Genomic DNA, 16,942 nt, shown 5'->3' on the forward strand with positions numbered 1-16,942 from the left:
GCTCCCTTGTGGAGCCCTTTATCGTTTCTGGGCTTGGTGAAACGAACGCCCCCGTGCAGCGTTCACCACGCATATGCCGATCATCATAGAAACCCGCTTCGCCTTTCACCTCGGCGCCCCGACAGATGTCTTGCTGCAATTCGAAGCGGCGGAAATTCCGGAACAGAGAATACTTTCGACCGAAACTCGACTGGGAAGCAGTGTCCATTGCGCGCGCGTCCCTGCGAAAGACGACATCGGTGAGAGGATCTGGGTCCGTACCGAAGGCGACTTCGAAGTCGCGTATCGGGCCGAGGTCCAACTCGACCGACAGCTATCCCCGCTGGAGGATCTCTCGCGCCTTCCCCCGCATGAAATGCCCGGAGATGTGGTCGAGTATCTGTTCGATAGCCGTTATTGCCCAGCCGACGACTTTCAGACATTCGTGGAATCGCGCTTCGCCGATACAACCGGTGGAGCAAGGGTCGCGGCAATCCGTGACTGGATCAACCAACATTTCAGCTACGTTCCTGGCAGTTCGACGACCAAGACCGGTGCGGCCGAAAGCTTCATCGCTCGCCAAGGCATCTGTCGCGACTACGCGCATATGCTCGTAACGCTTGCGCGCGCGAGCACCATTCCTGCCCGCTATGTCGCGTGTTACGCGCCTGGCGTCGATCCGCCAGACTTTCACGCGGTAGCGGAAGTTTTCCTGGCCGATCCGTTTACGCGCGATGGGGGCACATGGCAGCTTGTGGATGCTACGGGCATGGCCGACCCCGCCGAAACCATAAAGATCGGCGTAGGCAGGGACGCCGCCGATGTCAGCTTTCTGACAAGCTTCGGCGCCAATGATTTCCGTTCAAGTTCGGTTCGCGTTACGAAAGAATAGGAATGCAGCCGACTGGCATGCATTGCGTGCCCCTGATAACCGCCGCTCGAGGGAGAAAAGATGTGAGTGGGTGGCCCCAGGCATGACCTTGACCGCAGATCGACTGCTTTTGTTCGGCGCGACTGGCGATTTGTCGCAGCGCATGCTGCTTCCATCCTTATGCGCTCTCGACGCCGATGGGCTGCTCGAACCCGACCTCAAGATCGTAGGGACGGCTCGATCGGAAATGTCCACGAAGGAGTTTCGGGATTTCGCGCGGGAGGCGCTCGAAAAATACCTGCCGGATCACCGACGCGGCGGCGTAGCCGAATTCCTCAATCGCCTAAGCTACGTGCCGGTCGATGCTACCACGCTCGAAGGCTATGACGAACTTGCCCGCGAGGTGGGCGAGTACGTGAAGGGGTTGGCGATCTTCCTTTCGACCGCACCAAGCCTGTTCGAAGCGACGATCGACGGTCTTGTTCACGCAGGGCTGACCAAAGGCAATGTTCGTATCGGTCTGGAAAAGCCTCTCGGCATCGATCTGTCATCGAGCGAAGAAATAAACGATGCAGTCGCCAAGGCGTTCAGCGAAGACCGCATTTTTCGCATCGATCACTATCTTGGCAAGGAGACGGTCCAGAACCTTCTAGCATTACGGTTTGCCAACATACTGCTCGAGCCGGTGTGGAACTCGAACTATATCGATCACGTCCAGATCACCGTAGCGGAAACCGTCGGCCTGGAATCGCGCGTAGCCTATTATGACGATAGCGGTGCGTTGCGTGACATGGTTCAGAACCACATGCTGCAGCTGCTGGCGCTGGTGGCGATGGAGCCTCCGACGAGCTTTGGCTCTACCGCAGTGCGCGACGAAAAGGTCAAGGTTTTACGCGCCCTTCGTCCAGTAGCTGCCGATGAAACCGTTACCGGCCAATACAGGGCAGGCGCAGTCAATGGCAGCCCGGTCCCCGGCTATGATGAAGAGCTAGGCAGGGACAGCGATACCGAGACGTTCGTTGCGCTGAAGGCGCATGTCGACAACTGGCGCTGGAAGGGAGTCCCTTTCTACCTACGAACCGGCAAACGGTTGCCCGAGCGGGTAACCGAGATCGTCGTGCAGTTTCGGTGTGTCCCGCATTCGATTTTCGAAGGCCGGGGTGCGACCACTCAGCCCAACCGCCTCGTCATCGGAATCCAGCCGGAAGAAAATGTCCAGCTTTCTATGATGGCAAAGGTCCCCGGGCTCGATCGCGAAGGGATCAGGCTGCGCCAGATCCCGCTCGACATTGCCATGCCGGATGCTTTTTCCGGGACCGTGAGGCGCATCGCCTATGAACGTTTGCTGCTTGACCTCATCGAGGGCGATCAGACCTTGTTTGTGCGGCGTGATGAGATCGAGGCGCAGTGGGAATGGATCGATGCCATCCGCCAATTGTGGGCAGACAAAGGCATAAAGCCAAAAACCTATGGGGCGGGCAGTTGGGGACCAAATGCCGCCATCGCTCTTGCAGAACGGGACGGGGTGAGCTGGCATGACGAATAAAACGCTCAACGATACTATTCATCGCGTTACCCAGCGCGTGATCGAGAATTCCCGGGACAGCCGGGCCGACTATCTTGACTTGATGGATCGGGAGGGCGAGCGGCAGGTCAATCGCGGCTCCCTGTCTTGCTCCAACCTCGCCCATGCCTTTGCCGGGGCGGAAGAGGATCAGGAAGCCATCCGTGCCGCGAGGGGACCCAATCTGGGCATCGTGACCGCCTACAACGACATGCTGTCGGCGCATCAGCCCTATTATCGCTATCCCGAGCGGATGAAGATCTGGGCGCGCGAAGTGGGCGCGACGGTGCAGGTGGCCGGCGGGACCCCGGCGATGTGCGACGGCGTCACTCAGGGCGAGGCCGGAATGGAGCTTTCGCTCTTCAGCCGCGATACGATCGCGCTCTCGACGACGATCGCCCTCAGCCATGCGATGTACGATGGCATGGCGCTGCTGGGCATTTGCGACAAGATCGTTCCGGGGCTCCTCATGGGGGCGCTGCGTTTCGGGCACTTGCCAGCGATCTTTGTGCCCTCTGGACCGATGGGCACAGGCATTTCCAACAAGGAGAAGCAGCGCACCCGCCAGCTCTACGCGGAGGGTAAGGCCACCCGCGATGAATTGCTGGCGAGCGAAATGGGCAGCTATCATTCGCCGGGCACATGCACGTTCTATGGAACCGCCAATTCCAATCAGATGATGATGGAAATGATGGGCCTGCACGTCCCGGGCGCAGCTTTTGTGCAGCCTGGCGCCAAGTTACGGCAGGAGCTGAGCCGCGCAGCTACCCACCGCCTTGCCGCAATCGGGAAGTCGAGCGAAGACTTCCGTCCGCTGGCGCGCGTGGTGGATGAAAAGGCAATCGTGAACGCGGCCATCGGCTTGCTGGCGACGGGCGGGTCGACCAATCATGCGATCCACATACCGGCAATGGCACGCTCGGCAGGCATCCGGTTCGACTGGAACGATCTGTCGGAGCTGTCCAGCGCCGTGCCGCTGGTAGCGCGCGTTTACCCCAACGGGTCGGGCGACGTGAACCATTTCCATGAAGCTGGCGGCATGGGCTATGTGATCGGCACGCTGCTGGATGAAGGATTGGCGCACCGCGATATCCTTACCATCTGGGACGGCGGCTTCGAAAGCTACAGCAAAGAACCCGGCATGAACGGCGACGATCTGACGTGGCGCGACCCGGGACCGTCGGGGGATACGGAGATGCTGCGGCCGGCTTCGGACCCGTTTCAGGCAGACGGCGGCATGCGTCTCGTGCAGGGGAATTTAGGAAGGGCCTGCTTCAAATCCTCCGCCGTGAAACGCGAGCGCTGGACCATCGAAGCGCCCTGCCGGGTTTTCGAAACGCAAAAGGATGTCAATCAAGCGTTTGAATTGGGCGAACTACAGTGTGATGTAGTGGTTGTAGTGCGTTTTCAGGGGCCGAGAGCAAACGGTATGCCCGAATTGCACAAGCTGACCCCTGCCCTCGGCGTTCTGCAGGACCGTGGGTACAAGGTCGCGCTGGTGACGGACGGTCGCATGTCGGGCGCATCGGGCAAGGTGCCCGCGGCAATCCACTGCACGCCCGAGGCGCTGGGCGGCGGGCCGCTGTCGAAACTGCGCGACGGCGATATCGTGCGCGTTTGCGCAGCTACGGGTCAGCTTTCCACTGATGCCGATCTCGATGCACGCGAGCCGGCCCCTGCGCCCGAACCCGAAACCGGAATGGGCCGCGAACTGTTCGCCATGTTCCGCAGCAATGCAGACGGAGCCGAACAGGGAGCGTCTTCGATGATGGCGATGGCAGGCCTGTGACAATGGAACTGGTCAGCGTCGACATCGGGGGCACACACGCACGCTTCGCCATTGCAACCGTTGCCGACGACGGCACGATCAGCCTGAGCGAACCGGAAACGCTGCATACCGAGGATCACGCCAGCTTTCAGACGGCGTGGGAGGATTTTCGCGGCCGGATGGGCGGATCCCTGCCGCCGCGCGTGTCGATGGCGATCGCGGGCCCTGTCGGCGGCGAAGTCATCCGCTTTACCAACAATCCCTGGATCATTCGCCCGGCATTGGTCAGGGAAAAGCTGGGCGTCGAACAATACTGCATCGTCAACGATTTCGAAGCGGTCGCCCATGCGGTCGCGCGTGTCGACGAGGACCAGTTCATCCACCTGACCGGCCCCGACAAACCGCTGGCACCGACGGGCCGGCTGAGCGTGCTCGGCCCCGGTACCGGCCTGGGGGTGGCGCATCTCTATCGCGAGGCTGACGGCACATACCGCGTGTCGGCGACCGAAGGCGGCCATATCGATTTCGCCCCGCTCGACCAGATCGACGATGCCATCCTGGCGCGTCTGCGCAAGCGGCACGTACGGGTATCGGTCGAGCGCGTGGTGGCGGGCCCGGCCATCTCCGACATCTATCAGGCGCTGGCATCCATGGAAGGCCGACCGGTCGCCGAGGAAGACGACATCGCGATCTGGAAGCGCGGGCAGGATGGCAGCGACAGCCTTGCTGCTGCGGCAGTCGATCGTTTCTGCATGTCGCTGGGCAGTGTTGCGGGCGACATCGCCCTTGCCCAAGGCGGTTTCGGCGGGGTCGTGATCGCAGGCGGCCTTGGTTATCGCATCCGGGATACGCTGCTCAAATCGGGCTTTTCCGAAAGGTTCAAGTCCAAGGGACGCTTCCAGGAGCTGATGGCCTCGATCCCGGTCAAGCTCATCGTTCATCCGCAGCCCGGCCTGTTCGGGGCCGCCGCAGCCTTCGTCAGGGAACACCCATGACCATAGCCGACATCATGCAGACCGCCCCGGTAATCCCGGTGATCGTGGTCGACGATCTGGAACATGCCAAGCCGCTGGCACGGGCGCTGGTCGCTGGTGGCCTGCCCATCCTGGAAGTGACCTTGCGGACACCTGTCGCGCTGGATGCGATCCGCGCGATGAGCGAGGTCGAAGGTGCTATCGTGGGTGCAGGTACTGTGACCAATGAGCGCGACCTTGCCAGCGCGGTCGATGCGGGAAGCCGGTTCATCGTTTCGCCGGGCCTGACCAAGCCGCTGGGCAAGGCGGCAATCCGCGACGACATTCCGTTTCTGCCCGGCATCGCCAATGCCGGAGACATCATGCGCGGGCTCGATCTGGGTCTGACGCATTTCAAGTTCTTCCCCGCGATGGCGGCTGGCGGATTGCCGGCCCTCAAGGCCTTGGCAGCGCCCTTCGGCCAGTGTCGCTTCTGCCCGACCGGCGGCGTTTCGCTGGACAATGCGGCAGAGTGGCTGGCGTTCGATCCCGTGCTCTGCGTGGGTGGCAGCTGGGTCGCGCCGCGCGGAGCGGTAGATGAAGCCAAAGTCGAACAGCTCGCCCGTGAGGCGTGCGCGCTGCGCGGTTAGCGCGACCGCTTTCCATCGTGCCCCGATGGGACGGCTTTTTGCGCAAAGTGGAACATTAAGCGTTTTGCGGGCATAACCTGTTCATGGATGTGATTCTGAAGTGGATCGGCGGCGGAACCGTCGCGGCTGCGCTCGTTCTGGCGGGCGTTGCGATCGGTAGCGGAGCGTCCGCCGAAAACCCGCTTGCCGGCGCATCCGTATCCAAGGCGCCTGTCGCGGCGAAACCGGTTCATGCCCATGGTGCGATCGCTGCAAAGGCCATTGCCGATGCAAAGCGGCTTTATACCGTGCGCCGCATCCTTCCGATCGAAGGGCCGATCAAATACGGCGAATGGCATTGGGACGACGAAGGCGTGCCGGACGGCCCGCTGCTGGTCACGGTGGATCTGGAAGCGCGGGTCATCTCGATCTTCCGGGGCGGTTATGAAATCGGCGCGGCTGCAGTCATGCTGGGCACGGACGACCATCCGACCCCCACTGGCGTATTCCCGATCCTGTGGAAGCAGCGGCACAATGTGTCCGAGAAATACGGTAATGCCCCCATGCCATGGAGCATGTTCCTGACATCCGACGGCGTTGCCATTCATGGCGGTAGCGAAGTCCAGAACGGCTATGCCAGCCACGGCTGCGTCGGCGTGCCGGACGAGATCGCCGAGCGGCTGTTCGCCATTGCCAAGAAAGGCGACAAAGTCGTGATTACCAATGGCCAGCGGATGAGCCACGGCGACAGCATCATCTAGCGATCCGGGTCATCCGGTCCGGCGCGGGATTTCCGGGCGAAAGACCCAAAGACGTTCGCCCCCACGGTCTTCCACATGAGCCTGCAAGCCGCCGACATTCGATTTTCTGCCGGCGACCAGACTGTCCGCCAGTTCCGCCGCCTCGCCCTGCCCGATGCTTTTGCCGAACCGGCGGTAGATCGTGCGGATCACGCCTGCCCTGATCAAACCATGCGGAACGCCGGTGCGCAGGGCCGCATAGCAAACCGCGTCGTCGACCGGGGTCACGCATTCGGCATATTCACGGCCGACCATCCATTCGATCGCGTCGTTGGCTTCGGCAAGGAAACCGGCACTTTTCTCGATCGCCGAAATGTCGAGCCAGTCGCATTCGGCCAGCGCACGGCGCATGCGCACCCTGTCGTATCGATCGTCATGGTTCGACGGGTCATCGACAGCCGACCAGCCGAACCGTTCGACGATCGCCGCCAGTTCATCGCGGCGCCAGCGCAGCAAGGGACGGACAAGCCTGACCGGAGCGGAGGGGACCGAGCCAAGGGCCCGGATTGCCGACAGCCCGGCCAGACCGCTGCCGCGATTGAGCCTCATCAGGAATGTTTCGGCCTGGTCATCCATCTGATGAGCCGTGGCCAAGGCGCCGAGATCGTTTTCTTTGGCCCAATCGCCGAGCGCCGCGTAACGGGCCTTGCGCGCCTGTTCCTGCGTATTGCCGCGCGCAACGGATACGGTGAGCGTCGTGTGTGCCACGCCGAGTTCGGCACAGTAACGGGCGACCCTGTCCGCTTCATCGGCGCTTTCCGGACGCAAGCCGTGATCGACAGTTGCCGCCTTTACCCTGCCGGGCAATGCCGCACGGGCGAGCAGGAGCAGGGCGAGGCTGTCCCCGCCCCCTGAAACAGCGAGGCCCAATGTGGCCCCGGGGCTGTCCATTCCCGGCCAGAGAGGAGCGAGGTCGCCCCGAAAACGCTCGATCAGCGGCGGATCGAGCGATCCGTCAATTGCACTTCACCTTGCCGCGATTGGCGTCGTACTGGCCTTGCAGGCGGCCAGAGGCGAGCGCGGGATATGTTTCTGCAAATTCCGCCAGGGCGATACATGCACGGCGCGTATCGTTCAGCGCGATCATCGATTCCGCCAGATACAGCAAGCTGTCACCAGCGCGCGCACCGGTCTTGTCGTCCTGATAGTTTTTCAGGAACCAGGGGGCCGCTTCCTTGGCCTTCCCATCGTCGAGATAGGCACGGCCAAGGAGGTTGCGGCCATAGGTAGCGCGCCAGTGATTGGGGTTCTGTTCCACGAACATGGTCAGCTGCTGCTGCGCTTCGGGATAAAGCTTCGCTTCCCACAGGCGGAAGCCATAGGAATATTCATCGTCGAGCGGATCGTCCGTCTGGGGTTTGGCGATGGCCTGGACCTTCGCCAGTCGTTCCTGCGTAGGCCCGGCCTGGGCCGCAGGGGCTGGAGCCGGTGCGGGCGTCGCACCGGCACTGGACGACGAGGTCGAGGTGGGTACCGGAGTGAAAGTCGACGAAGGCGCCGGCATGCTGCCCGACCGCGCCGCTTCGAGGGCTTCGACCCGTTCCGCCAGCAGACGGATGGTATTGCCGTTTTCTTCGTTCAGAGCAGTCTGGCGCTGGAGCTGCGTTTCCAGCGCATCGAGCCGGGCCAGAATATCCGTGACTGCAGTGGTGGATGTCGACGGAGCAGTGGGCCGCGCTGTGGGCTGTGCGCTGATTTCGGGTTCGAAGAAGCGCCCGTCGGCGCCGGGGAATACCTTGCGCTGAAGCGCGCGAACTTCCGATTCGAGACGGCGCAGGCGCGCTTCGTCATTGCCGTCCTGCGGCAAGGCAGGCGTCGAAGTGGCCAGCAGGGCAAAACCCGCACCCACGAAGGAGAGGTGACGGGCGAACGATCCGAAAGTCATCGGGAGAAGCTCCACACGAGTATTTATAGTAACCAAAACTGCACTAGGGCCGCGAAGCTGTCGAGGCCATGAAGGGGCTTATCCCCTTTCGACAGAAGGGCGATTCAGCCGCCGCTGGGCGCCGGTGTCGCAGGACCGGCAGGCTGATCGGCGCGCGCCAGCAATGCCTCTGCCGTCACCGGAACATCCTTGATGATCTCGTCCTCTTCAGAAAGCTTGGGAACAGCGCGGCCGCCGACCGTAATTGCGAGGGCGTAGGGACGCCCGGTCCAGACCTGCGGCCCTTCGGCATCGGCGGGAATGGTGAAACTGTCGCCCTTGGCCATCTGCGCTTCGAACAGCCGATCACCCTTGCTGTCGTAGAACTTGACCCAGGTATCGTCCATTTCGCTGGTGAAGACCACGGGCCCGGTCGCAGCCGGAGTCTGTGCCGGGGCAGGCGTGGCAGCGCCCTCGGCATTCGCCGCCACCTGTTCTTCGGGCCCCTTCAGCGGTGCGGGGCCGAGGCCCGGCGCGAAATAGCTGCTGTAGAAGGCGTAGATCCCGCCCATCAGAAGCACGGCGGCGAACAGCGCAAACCATGCAAGACCACGGCCGGGTACACGCGCAGGATCGCCCGGTTCGAACTTGGCCGGGGTGATGCTGCGATCGTTGCCCTGCGCCAGTTCTTCGCGCACCTGATCGACTATTTCACGTTCATCCAGCCCGACAAGCCGGGCATAGGTACGCGAGAAGCCGACGGCATAGGTGCGCGCCGGCAGATCTGTCAGGGCGCCTTCTTCTATCGTCAGCAGGTGCCGCTGCGGAATGCGCGTTTCGGCGGCGACCTGTTCGAGATCGAGCCCGGCCTGTTCGCGCGCGCGCTTGAGCCGCGCACCGACGCCGCCAGCCTCTGGCACCGCTTCGTGTTCAAGAGTTTCTTCGTCGCTCATGCGATCCCCGATTTATCCGATCCTGCGGTTGTTCCGCATGTAGTCCTGTTGCCACGCAAAGCGAACCTGCCGGGCAACTGTCAAGCATGCTTAATAACACATATCCGAACGACCGACCAAAAGAGGCGCATTCGAGACGAAATCAGTCGAACTCGATATCCCGCTCGTTCGCCCACTGCTGCAGTTCGGCGCGCATGTTGGGGGGCGGCGATGCCAGCAGACGATTCATGAATTCGGTGATCTCGCCAAGGTCGACCTTGCGGACCAGTTCCTTGATCGGGCCGACCGCAGCCGGAGTGATCGACAGGCGACGGTAACCGATGCCGAGCAGCGCCAATGCTTCCAGCCGCCGCCCACCCATTTCGCCGCACACGCCCAGTCTGACGTTCTGGCCGATCAACGATTGCGAGACGCGCGCCAGATACCGCAGGATCGCGGGGCTCAGCCAGTCGTAACGCTCCGCCAGTTTGGGATTGGCGCGGTCGGCCGCAAAGAGGAACTGGGTGAGGTCGTTGGTCCCGACCGAGATGAAGGACAGCTTGGGCGCTAGCAGATCGAGCACGTCCGCAAGCGCGGGTACTTCGAGCATGCAGCCGTATTCGATCGTTTCGGGCACCACTTTGCGGCGATCGCGCAGGAATTTCAGCTGGTCTTCGAAGACCTGGCGGCCGGCGTCGAATTCCCACGGTTCGCTAACCATGGGGAACATCACCGACAGCGTGCGCCCGGCTGCCGCTTCGAGCAGGGCGCGGGCCTGTGCTTTCAGCAGGCCTTCGCGTTCGAGCGAGAGACGCAGGGCGCGCCAGCCCATGGCCGGGTTCTCGTCACGCTCGGCCACGGCATTGTCGAGATAGGGCACCGCCTTGTCGCCGCCGATGTCGACCGTGCGGAACACGACCGGCTTGTCGCCAGCGGCGTCGAGCACATCGCGATAGAGGCGCATCTGCCGGTCCCGCTGGGGAAGGGTCGAGGAGACGAGGAACTGGAATTCGGTGCGGAACAGGCCGACGCCGTCGGCACCGCTCATCGCCAGCGCGCTCATATCGTCGCGCAGGCCGGCATTCATCATGACGGTTATGCGCGTCCCGTCGCGGGTGAACGGCTCCACCTCGCGCAGTTCGGCATAGGCGGCCTGTTTCTCGCGCGTCTTGGCGAAGCGTGTTTCGAACGCTTCGAGGACCTGCTGGTTCGGACGCAGGGTGACCATGCCGCGGTCGGCATCGAGTATCACCTCGTCCCCTTCGGCGACGCGCGAGCGGATCCCGGTGACGCGCCCGAGCACCGGCACGCCCATGGCGCGCGCCACGATCACCACATGAGCAGTGAGCGACCCCTCATCCAGCACCACACCCTTGAGGCGGCGCCGGTCGTATTCGAGCAGTTCCGCCGGGCCGAGGTTGCGCGCAAACAGGATCGCATCGCGCCGCAGACCTTGCGTCGCGGCGGTGCCGAGCTGGCCCGAGACGATGCGCAGCAGGCGGTTCGACAAATCCTCCAGATCATGCATGCGATCGGCCAGCAGCGGGTCGTCGATTTCGCGCATGCGCATCCGGGTGCGTTGCTGGACGCGCTCGATCGCCGCTTCGGCGGTGAGGCCGCTGTCGATCGCCTCGTTGATCCGGCGGCTCCACCCTTCGTCGTAAGCGAACATCTTGTAAGTTTCGAGAACCTCGATGTGTTCGCCGCCCTTGCCGAATTCGGCTTCCCGGCCGAGCGTGTCGATCTGGTCGCGCATCTTGTCGAACGCGCGGTAGACGCGCTGGCGTTCGGCCTCGATATCCTCGGCCACGACCTGATCGATCTCGATCCGGGGCTGGTGGAAGACCGCCTTGCCCGCAGCCAGACCTTTCACCAGGGTCAGCCCTTCGAGCACGTCGTTTTCGACATGCGCGATTTCGAGGTCGATCTGCTCCTCGTCATCGACCAGTTCCTTGTGGGCAATAAGCTCCGACAGCACCATGGCGGTGGTCTGCAACGCCTCGATCTCGACCTCTTCGTAGCGGCGAGGGTCGACATGCTGGACGCACAGCACACCCACGGCGCGTTCCCGGTAGACGATCGGCACACCGGCGAAGGAATGGAATTTTTCTTCGCCCGTTTCGGGGCGATAGGCGAAATCGGGGTGCGCCTTGGCTTCTGCCAGGTTCAGCGTCTCGATATTCTTCGCGATCGTGCCGGTCAGGCCTTCGCCGATTGCAAGGCGCGTGACGTGGACGGCTTCGGGATTGAGGCCCTGCGTCGCGTAAAGTTCGAGAGCGCCTTCACGAAGCAGGTAAATCGAACAGACTTCGCTCAACAGGCTTTCGGCGATGATTTCGACGACCCGGTCGAGCTTGTGCTGCGCGTGGGTACGCCCAGCCATGATCTCGTGAAGGCGCGTGAGGATCTGGCGGGCGGATGCTGCAGCTGACATGGCTACAGCCTATAGCAAATATACCGAAAGGCGGAAGCGGGACGCATGGCCCCGCTTCGTTTTGGTCAAAGTCAGCAGGAAGCGATTTCTTCCTTAATGCGCAGCTTCTGTTTTTTGATCTGCTGCATCATCGCAATGTCGGGCGAAGGCCTGATCTGTTCTTCGTGCAGGCGAGCCTCGAGCCCGGCGTGCTTGGCTTTGAGCGCGTCGACATGGGATGATTGCATCGGGTTGTCTCCTTGACGTTTGTGCGACCCCAGGAACGACTCGTTTGCTTGTGCGGAACGAGCCGCCGGGAGAGCATGAAACCATAGGATTGGCAATTTACAAAGGGGCATCTTGCGGGCATGCGGCAAGGCGGTCGATTGGGGCGATTGTCCGGGAAGGTCGTGGTGAACGAACAGGAACTGCGCAAGAGGCTGGCATTGCTCCGTAGCGAGCATCGCGACCTCGACGTGGCAATAGCCGCACTGACCGAAGCCGGCGACCAGCGCGGCTTCGTGGACCAGTTGCAAATGGCGCGGCTGAAGAAGCGCAAGCTAGTGCTGAAGGATCGCATCGCCGCGATCGAAGACGTTCTCCTGCCCGATATCATCGCGTAGACGGACCGGCGCACGCCGCCGGAGTGCGTCAGGCCGGGACAACAAAGATTAATCCGCTGGAGCCTTCGACTGGTTGGGTTTATCGGCCCCCACCATGTCGGCACGTAATATCAATCACGAAATCATCGAAGAACTGTATTCGGAAGCGCTGGTCCTGGCGGATGACGCACGGGCAGCCTTCGACCTCCGCTTTCAGGACAATGCAGCCGACTGCAATGATCTGACGCGCGTTGCACTGTCGATTGAAGGTCTGCGCACCACCACGCGCCTGATGCATGTACTGGCGTGGCTTCTCAATCACCGCGCCTACATGGCTGGCGAATTGTCCGATACGCAGCTTGAGCATTGCGGCACCTTGCCGGAAGAACGACAGGCCGATGCCGACAATCTTGCCCGGCTGGAACCGGAAACGCGCGCGTTGATCGAGGAGAGCGAACGGCTGCATGCCCGGGTCGCGCGACTCGATCGCGAAAGGCGCGCAGATATTGCCGTAAAGATGCCCGTGGCCTCCCTACAGGGCCGCATTGCCAAGGCGTTTGCCACAGGCTGATCAGGCCGCACTGAGCGCTTTCGAGTAGCGGGCAAGGCGCGACGTTCTCACATCGCCATCCATCTTCGGCGAAAATGTAGTCGTTTCACTGCGCATGGTGAGAGCTGCCGTTTCGAGGTCGGCGTGGAGACCGCATCCAACCGCGGCCAGAATGGCAGCCCCGAGAGCCGTGGTTTCGATAAAGTCCGGTCGTTCGACTTCTATTTCGAGAATATCTGCAAGGTCCTGCGCCATCCAGTCATTGGCGCTCATCCCGCCATCGATCCTCAAATGCGTCCAGGGAGCACCATCGGCAGCGAAGGCCGATGCGAGATCGTGCGTCTGATGGGCCATCGCCTCCAGCGCGGCCCGGGCGATCTGCGCGCGTCCGCTGGCAAAACTGAGCCCGGAGATGACCCCTCGCGCATCGGGCAGCCAGTGCGGCGCACCGAGCCCCGCCAGAGCCGGAACAATAACCACCTCCCCGCTATCGGCTATCGAGCGCGCGAGTTCTTCCGTTTCCGCTGCACTGCCAATAAGGTTCAGTTGATCGCGCAGATACTGGATCAGACTGCCCGCAACAAAACACGCCCCTTCGATCGCATAGGTCCTCTCACCATTTTCCTGATAGAGCACGGTGCCCAGCAGGCGGTTATCCGAATGCGGAATCTCCCGTCCCTTGTTGGTGAGAACGAAAGCACCGGTACCATATGTCGCCTTGGTTTCCCCGAAGGACAGACAACCCTGCCCGATTGTCGCCGACTGCTGATCGCCGGCGAGACCGCAAATGGGAACGGCGGCGCCCAGCCATTGCGGATCGCAATCGGCGAGCCTCCCATGCGTATCCACCACTTCGGGCAAGGCAGCAGGCGGGACCCCGAACAATTCGCATAGATCGCTATCGAACTGCGCCCCATCGAGCGAGAGCAGCAACGATCGACTGGCATTGCTGGCATCGCTGATATGTGCCCCGCCGGATAGCTTGTAGACCAGCCAGCTCTCTATCGTGCCGAATGCGAGCGAACCATTTTGAGCGGCAGCCTGCACCGCGGCGTCGTGATCCAGCATCCATCGCATCTTGGTGCCGGAAAAGTACGGATCGAGTAACAGGCCGGTTCGCTTTTGGACCATCACTTCGTGGCCATCGGCTTTCATGGTAGCGCAGAAATCCGCCGTACGCCGGTCCTGCCATACAATCGCGCGAGCGAGCGGTTCGCCCGAATTGCGGTCCCAGGCCACAACTGTTTCGCGCTGATTGGTGATCCCGATGGCGGCGATCCGCGGAGCATCCTGGCCGACGACCTCTCGCGCGCATTTCAGGGTCTTGTCCCAGATTTCGCCTGCATCGTGCTCTACCCAGCCCGGCCGCGGGTAGTGCTGGGTCAATTCGGCCTGTGCGACTGCCTCCATCGTTCCATCGCCCGCGAAAACCATTGCACGGGTGGAAGTGGTCCCGGCGTCCAGGACGAGGATACAGTCGGCCATGCTCTCTCCCTTGCATCAGGCTGGACGTGACATGGCGCACCCCAGCCCCCATATGCAAGACCATGGCTGGACCTCCTCCCAAACCGTGGCCCACGGGCAAGGCAATGCAGCTCGAGCCGCTGGTGCGCCGCGTACTCGCGCCGAACCCGTCGCCCTATACCTATACCGGCACCCAGACCTACATTGTCGGCATGGGCGATGGATGCGCGGTTATCGACCCCGGACCGGATGAGGAAGCGCACCTGCTTGCACTGGAGGCGGCCATTGGCGATGAGCATGTCTGCGCGATCATGTGCACGCATACGCATCGCGATCATTCGCCCGCCGCCAGAACACTCGCAGCACGGACCGGTGCGCCCATCGTAGGTTGTGCCCCCCTGGTGCTGGACGATAGCGGCCCGCGTGCCGACGCCGCCTTCGACCGGACGTACGAACCCGATCGCGTGATGGAAGATGGCGAACAGATGACCGGCCCGGGCTGGACGCTTTCCGCCGTCGCAACGCCGGGGCATGTATCCAACCATTTGTGCTTTGCGCTGGAGGAGAGTGGCGCACTGTTTACGGGCGATCACGTCATGGGCTGGTCGACCAGCGTGGTCATTCCGCCGGATGGCGACATGAACGACTATATGAAGAGCCTCGAGAAGCTCTACGCCCGTAGCGACACGGTTTTCTATCCTGCCCATGGCGAAGCGGTCGAAAAGCCTCGTCAGCTGGTACGCGGCATGATCGGTCATCGTCGCCAGCGGGAGAATCAGATTGTTCGGCATCTTGCCGAAGGGCCACACCGGGCGGCCGATTTCATACCCAAGATGTACAAGGGTCTCGATCCCAAACTGTTCAAGGCAGCAGAGATGTCGGTGACGGCCCATCTCATCGATCTGGAACAGCGCGGCCTAGTCGCTCGTTCGGGCGATATATGGCAGACGATCTGAAGACCCGCAAAACTACCGTAGAGCCCCAAGTCAGGCGCGAACAGTCACTCGCTCGCACGCAGGCGGTGCCGTGGCTGATCGTCATCGTGCTGCTTGCAGCGGCAGCCTGGCTCGGCTGGCGTGCTTTTTTCTATCACGAGGAAGGCGATCCGGTGGGAAGCGCCATGCTGGCCTTCGAGAAGCAGAATTCGCTGACCGTCTTCTCCAGCCGCTTCGAAGTCGTGGCGGAAAGCGAGGATCGACGCGGCATCATGGGAGTGGATCTGCTGAAGAGCAGACAGGCGGCCATCATACCCGCAACAGTCGAATATCGGCTCGATCTTTCGACCATGGACCGCGACCGGTTCGAATGGAATGACAGCAACGACACGATGACGGTGGTGATACCGCAGTTGCGCATTTCGCGCCCCAATCTCGACGAGGCCGCGCAGAAGACCTTCACCGAAGGCACCTATGTGAGCCGCGATGCCAGCGCCGATCTAGCACGGAACAATTCCCGTCAGGCCGAACGCAAGGCGGCGGAGTTTGCCAAGAATCCAGAGGTGCTCGCCCTGGCACGCCAGGCGGCCAAGGACGCGGTGCGCCAGAATCTCGCCATTCCACTCGAAGTGGCAGGGTATGGCAATGTCACCGTGAATGTGCGGTTCGACGGCGAGAAACAGCCGGGCTGATCCATCCCGGATTGACGCACTGGCACCTCTGGGAGTAAATCTGCGCACACAGAACAAGGTCGCTCGGTTCATCGCCTGAGGATTTCGAGTATGGCCACTGCTGCAGCGCCGCAGGTTCTTGTCGATCGCGGCAATACTCGTTTTTTCACCACAATGGCTTTCGCAATGGCGGCGGTCATTGTTGCCGGTTTCTCGCTCAATCTGGCGATGGGCCGATCAACCTTCGCATCGCCTGTCGTTTTTCATGTCCATGCCATGATCTTCATGGGTTGGGTCGGCCTGTATGTAGCCCAACATGTCACGGCCTCGCGCGGACAATGGGCCTTGCACAGATCGCTGGGCAAAATCTCCTATTTCTGGGTGCCTGCCATGGTGGCAGCGGGCTGTACGATCATGATATTCATCGCACGGCGTACCGGTGGGCCATTCTTCTTCAATGTCAGCGAATTTCTGATTGGCAATCTCGTCGGAGTGATGACCTTTGGCGGTCTGGCGTGGTGGGCGCTCAGAATCCAACGCTACACGGGATGGCACCGACGGCTGATGCTGGTCGCCATGAGCATTCTGACCGGCCCGGGTATCGGGCGGCTTTTGCCCATGCCCCTCCTGATACCCAATGCGTGGACAATTTCCTTTTGCGTGACGCTGATTTTTCCCGTGATCGGCATGGTGGCCGACAAGCGCAAGTTCGGGCGCGTCCATCCCGCCTATTGGTGGGGCATGGGGATCCTCATCGGAAGTTTCGCCGCATCGATGGTTCTGGCTTTCTCTCCGGCCGGCTATGCCATCACCAATTGGGTGATTGCAGGCACGCCCGGAGCCGAACGCCCGATCGGGGCTTATCTTCCGCCTGGCTTTACCATGTGAAACCCGGAACGCCCTCGCCTTCCGGCCCGTTCGGTCTATAGAGGCCACAATTGGACCAA

At 61.9% G+C, this 16,942-nt stretch carries 17 protein-coding genes; 11 read left to right on the forward strand and 6 right to left on the reverse strand.

The genetic code is table 11. The annotated features are described in order from the left end of the window. Positions 1 to 73: 73 nt before the first annotated feature. From ACIGGE_RS00075 to ACIGGE_RS00100, 6 genes are all read left to right on the forward strand, one after another. Positions 74 to 871: a transglutaminase family protein gene (locus ACIGGE_RS00075; RefSeq protein ID WP_397489038.1), complete on the forward strand. Its 798-nt coding sequence runs from the start codon at positions 74 to 76 to the stop codon at positions 869 to 871. A gap of 82 nt (positions 872 to 953) precedes the next feature. Beyond that, positions 954 to 2,396: a glucose-6-phosphate dehydrogenase gene (gene zwf, locus ACIGGE_RS00080; protein WP_221597957.1), complete on the forward strand. Its 1,443-nt coding sequence runs from the start codon at positions 954 to 956 to the stop codon at positions 2,394 to 2,396. Continuing rightward, entirely contained in the window at positions 2,386 to 4,203 is a 1,818-nt protein-coding gene (gene edd, locus ACIGGE_RS00085; protein ID WP_397489039.1) for a phosphogluconate dehydratase, read from the forward strand. Before zwf ends, edd begins: the two co-directional genes overlap by 11 nt. 2 nt (positions 4,204 to 4,205) lie before the next feature. Continuing rightward, positions 4,206 to 5,177 carry a glucokinase gene (gene glk / locus ACIGGE_RS00090; protein ID WP_397489040.1) on the forward strand — a complete coding sequence of 324 codons (972 nt, stop codon included), beginning with the start codon at positions 4,206 to 4,208 and terminating at the stop codon, positions 5,175 to 5,177. Further along, the gene (eda, locus tag ACIGGE_RS00095; protein ID WP_196846798.1) at positions 5,174 to 5,785 is read left to right on the forward strand and encodes a bifunctional 4-hydroxy-2-oxoglutarate aldolase/2-dehydro-3-deoxy-phosphogluconate aldolase; all 612 of its coding nucleotides are present in this window, start codon (positions 5,174 to 5,176) and stop codon (positions 5,783 to 5,785) included. The genes glk and eda overlap by 4 nt, the downstream gene beginning before the upstream one ends. Before the next feature lie 83 nt (positions 5,786 to 5,868). Continuing rightward, positions 5,869 to 6,525, forward strand: coding sequence for a L,D-transpeptidase family protein (locus ACIGGE_RS00100; RefSeq protein WP_221597959.1), 657 nt, complete (start codon positions 5,869 to 5,871; stop codon positions 6,523 to 6,525). A gap of 9 nt (positions 6,526 to 6,534) precedes the next feature. On the opposite strand, the gene tilS is transcribed toward ACIGGE_RS00100, so the two are convergent. From tilS to ACIGGE_RS00125, 5 genes are all read right to left on the reverse strand, one after another. Then, complete coding sequence (tilS, locus tag ACIGGE_RS00105; protein ID WP_397489041.1) at positions 6,535 to 7,455, reverse strand: tRNA lysidine(34) synthetase TilS; 921 nt, start codon at positions 7,453 to 7,455, stop codon at positions 6,535 to 6,537. A 64-nt stretch (positions 7,456 to 7,519) separates the two neighbouring features. Then, positions 7,520 to 8,449 carry a tol-pal system YbgF family protein gene (locus ACIGGE_RS00110; protein WP_103022451.1) on the reverse strand — a complete coding sequence of 310 codons (930 nt, stop codon included), beginning with the start codon at positions 8,447 to 8,449 and terminating at the stop codon, positions 7,520 to 7,522. A 104-nt stretch (positions 8,450 to 8,553) separates the two neighbouring features. Next, positions 8,554 to 9,381 (reverse strand): helix-turn-helix domain-containing protein, encoded by an 828-nt coding sequence (locus tag ACIGGE_RS00115; protein WP_397489042.1) that lies wholly within the window; start codon positions 9,379 to 9,381, stop codon positions 8,554 to 8,556. 142 nt (positions 9,382 to 9,523) lie between these two features. Then, the gene (ptsP, locus tag ACIGGE_RS00120) at positions 9,524 to 11,794 is read right to left on the reverse strand and encodes a phosphoenolpyruvate--protein phosphotransferase (protein WP_221597962.1); all 2,271 of its coding nucleotides are present in this window, start codon (positions 11,792 to 11,794) and stop codon (positions 9,524 to 9,526) included. Between the two features lie 71 nt (positions 11,795 to 11,865). Then, a complete protein-coding gene (locus ACIGGE_RS00125) occupies positions 11,866 to 12,021 on the reverse strand; it encodes a YdcH family protein (protein ID WP_103022448.1) in 156 nt (51 codons plus the stop codon). Positions 12,022 to 12,186: 165 nt separating this feature from the next. Here ACIGGE_RS00125 and ACIGGE_RS00130 point away from each other — a divergent pair, with 165 nt between their 5' ends. Both ACIGGE_RS00130 and ACIGGE_RS00135 read left to right on the forward strand, forming a co-directional pair. Beyond that, complete coding sequence (locus tag ACIGGE_RS00130; RefSeq protein WP_103022707.1) at positions 12,187 to 12,396, forward strand: YdcH family protein; 210 nt, start codon at positions 12,187 to 12,189, stop codon at positions 12,394 to 12,396. Between the two features lie 94 nt (positions 12,397 to 12,490). Then, entirely contained in the window at positions 12,491 to 12,946 is a 456-nt protein-coding gene (locus tag ACIGGE_RS00135; protein WP_103022447.1) for a DUF1465 family protein, read from the forward strand. Here ACIGGE_RS00135 and ACIGGE_RS00140 read toward each other — a convergent pair whose 3' ends face one another. Then, positions 12,947 to 14,410 carry a glycerol kinase gene (locus ACIGGE_RS00140; protein WP_397489043.1) on the reverse strand — a complete coding sequence of 488 codons (1,464 nt, stop codon included), beginning with the start codon at positions 14,408 to 14,410 and terminating at the stop codon, positions 12,947 to 12,949. 62 nt (positions 14,411 to 14,472) lie between these two features. Between ACIGGE_RS00140 and ACIGGE_RS00145 the strand changes: the two genes are divergently transcribed. The 3 genes from ACIGGE_RS00145 to ACIGGE_RS00155 all read left to right on the forward strand — a co-directional run bounded on the left by ACIGGE_RS00145 (position 14,473) and on the right by ACIGGE_RS00155 (position 16,883). Then, positions 14,473 to 15,345, forward strand: a complete 873-nt coding sequence (locus tag ACIGGE_RS00145; protein WP_221597965.1) for an MBL fold metallo-hydrolase — start codon at positions 14,473 to 14,475, stop codon at positions 15,343 to 15,345. After that, positions 15,330 to 16,016: a DUF4230 domain-containing protein gene (locus ACIGGE_RS00150; protein ID WP_397489044.1), complete on the forward strand. Its 687-nt coding sequence runs from the start codon at positions 15,330 to 15,332 to the stop codon at positions 16,014 to 16,016. The genes ACIGGE_RS00145 and ACIGGE_RS00150 overlap by 16 nt, the downstream gene beginning before the upstream one ends. Positions 16,017 to 16,106: 90 nt before the next feature. Beyond that, positions 16,107 to 16,883 (forward strand): hypothetical protein, encoded by a 777-nt coding sequence (locus tag ACIGGE_RS00155; protein WP_397489045.1) that lies wholly within the window; start codon positions 16,107 to 16,109, stop codon positions 16,881 to 16,883. Positions 16,884 to 16,942 lie beyond the last annotated feature (59 nt).

Origin of the sequence: Qipengyuania sp. NPDC077410, assembly GCF_044543405.1 — a bacterium.
Classification (GTDB): Bacteria; Pseudomonadota; Alphaproteobacteria; order Sphingomonadales; family Sphingomonadaceae; genus Qipengyuania; species Qipengyuania pacifica.

Excerpts from the sequence above, each read along its gene's own strand:
- glk (WP_397489040.1), top strand. The coding sequence starts at position 4,206 with ATGGAACTGGTCAGCGTCGACATCGGGGGCACACACGCACGCTTCGCC.
- ACIGGE_RS00140 (WP_397489043.1), bottom strand. The coding sequence starts at position 14,410 with ATGGCCGACTGTATCCTCGTCCTGGACGCCGGGACCACTTCCACCCGT.
- ACIGGE_RS00115 (WP_397489042.1), bottom strand. The coding sequence starts at position 9,381 with ATGAGCGACGAAGAAACTCTTGAACACGAAGCGGTGCCAGAGGCTGGC.
- ACIGGE_RS00110 (WP_103022451.1), bottom strand. The coding sequence starts at position 8,449 with ATGACTTTCGGATCGTTCGCCCGTCACCTCTCCTTCGTGGGTGCGGGT.
- eda (WP_196846798.1), top strand. The coding sequence starts at position 5,174 with ATGACCATAGCCGACATCATGCAGACCGCCCCGGTAATCCCGGTGATC.
- ACIGGE_RS00075 (WP_397489038.1), top strand. The coding sequence starts at position 74 with ATGCCGATCATCATAGAAACCCGCTTCGCCTTTCACCTCGGCGCCCCG.
- ACIGGE_RS00125 (WP_103022448.1), bottom strand. The coding sequence starts at position 12,021 with ATGCAATCATCCCATGTCGACGCGCTCAAAGCCAAGCACGCCGGGCTC.
- ACIGGE_RS00135 (WP_103022447.1), top strand. The coding sequence starts at position 12,491 with ATGTCGGCACGTAATATCAATCACGAAATCATCGAAGAACTGTATTCG.
- zwf (WP_221597957.1), top strand. The coding sequence starts at position 954 with ATGACCTTGACCGCAGATCGACTGCTTTTGTTCGGCGCGACTGGCGAT.
- ACIGGE_RS00155 (WP_397489045.1), top strand. The coding sequence starts at position 16,107 with ATGGCCACTGCTGCAGCGCCGCAGGTTCTTGTCGATCGCGGCAATACT.
- edd (WP_397489039.1), top strand. The coding sequence starts at position 2,386 with ATGACGAATAAAACGCTCAACGATACTATTCATCGCGTTACCCAGCGC.
- ACIGGE_RS00150 (WP_397489044.1), top strand. The coding sequence starts at position 15,330 with ATGGCAGACGATCTGAAGACCCGCAAAACTACCGTAGAGCCCCAAGTC.
- tilS (WP_397489041.1), bottom strand. The coding sequence starts at position 7,455 with ATGGACAGCCCCGGGGCCACATTGGGCCTCGCTGTTTCAGGGGGCGGG.
- ptsP (WP_221597962.1), bottom strand. The coding sequence starts at position 11,794 with ATGTCAGCTGCAGCATCCGCCCGCCAGATCCTCACGCGCCTTCACGAG.
- ACIGGE_RS00100 (WP_221597959.1), top strand. The coding sequence starts at position 5,869 with ATGGATGTGATTCTGAAGTGGATCGGCGGCGGAACCGTCGCGGCTGCG.
- ACIGGE_RS00145 (WP_221597965.1), top strand. The coding sequence starts at position 14,473 with ATGGCTGGACCTCCTCCCAAACCGTGGCCCACGGGCAAGGCAATGCAG.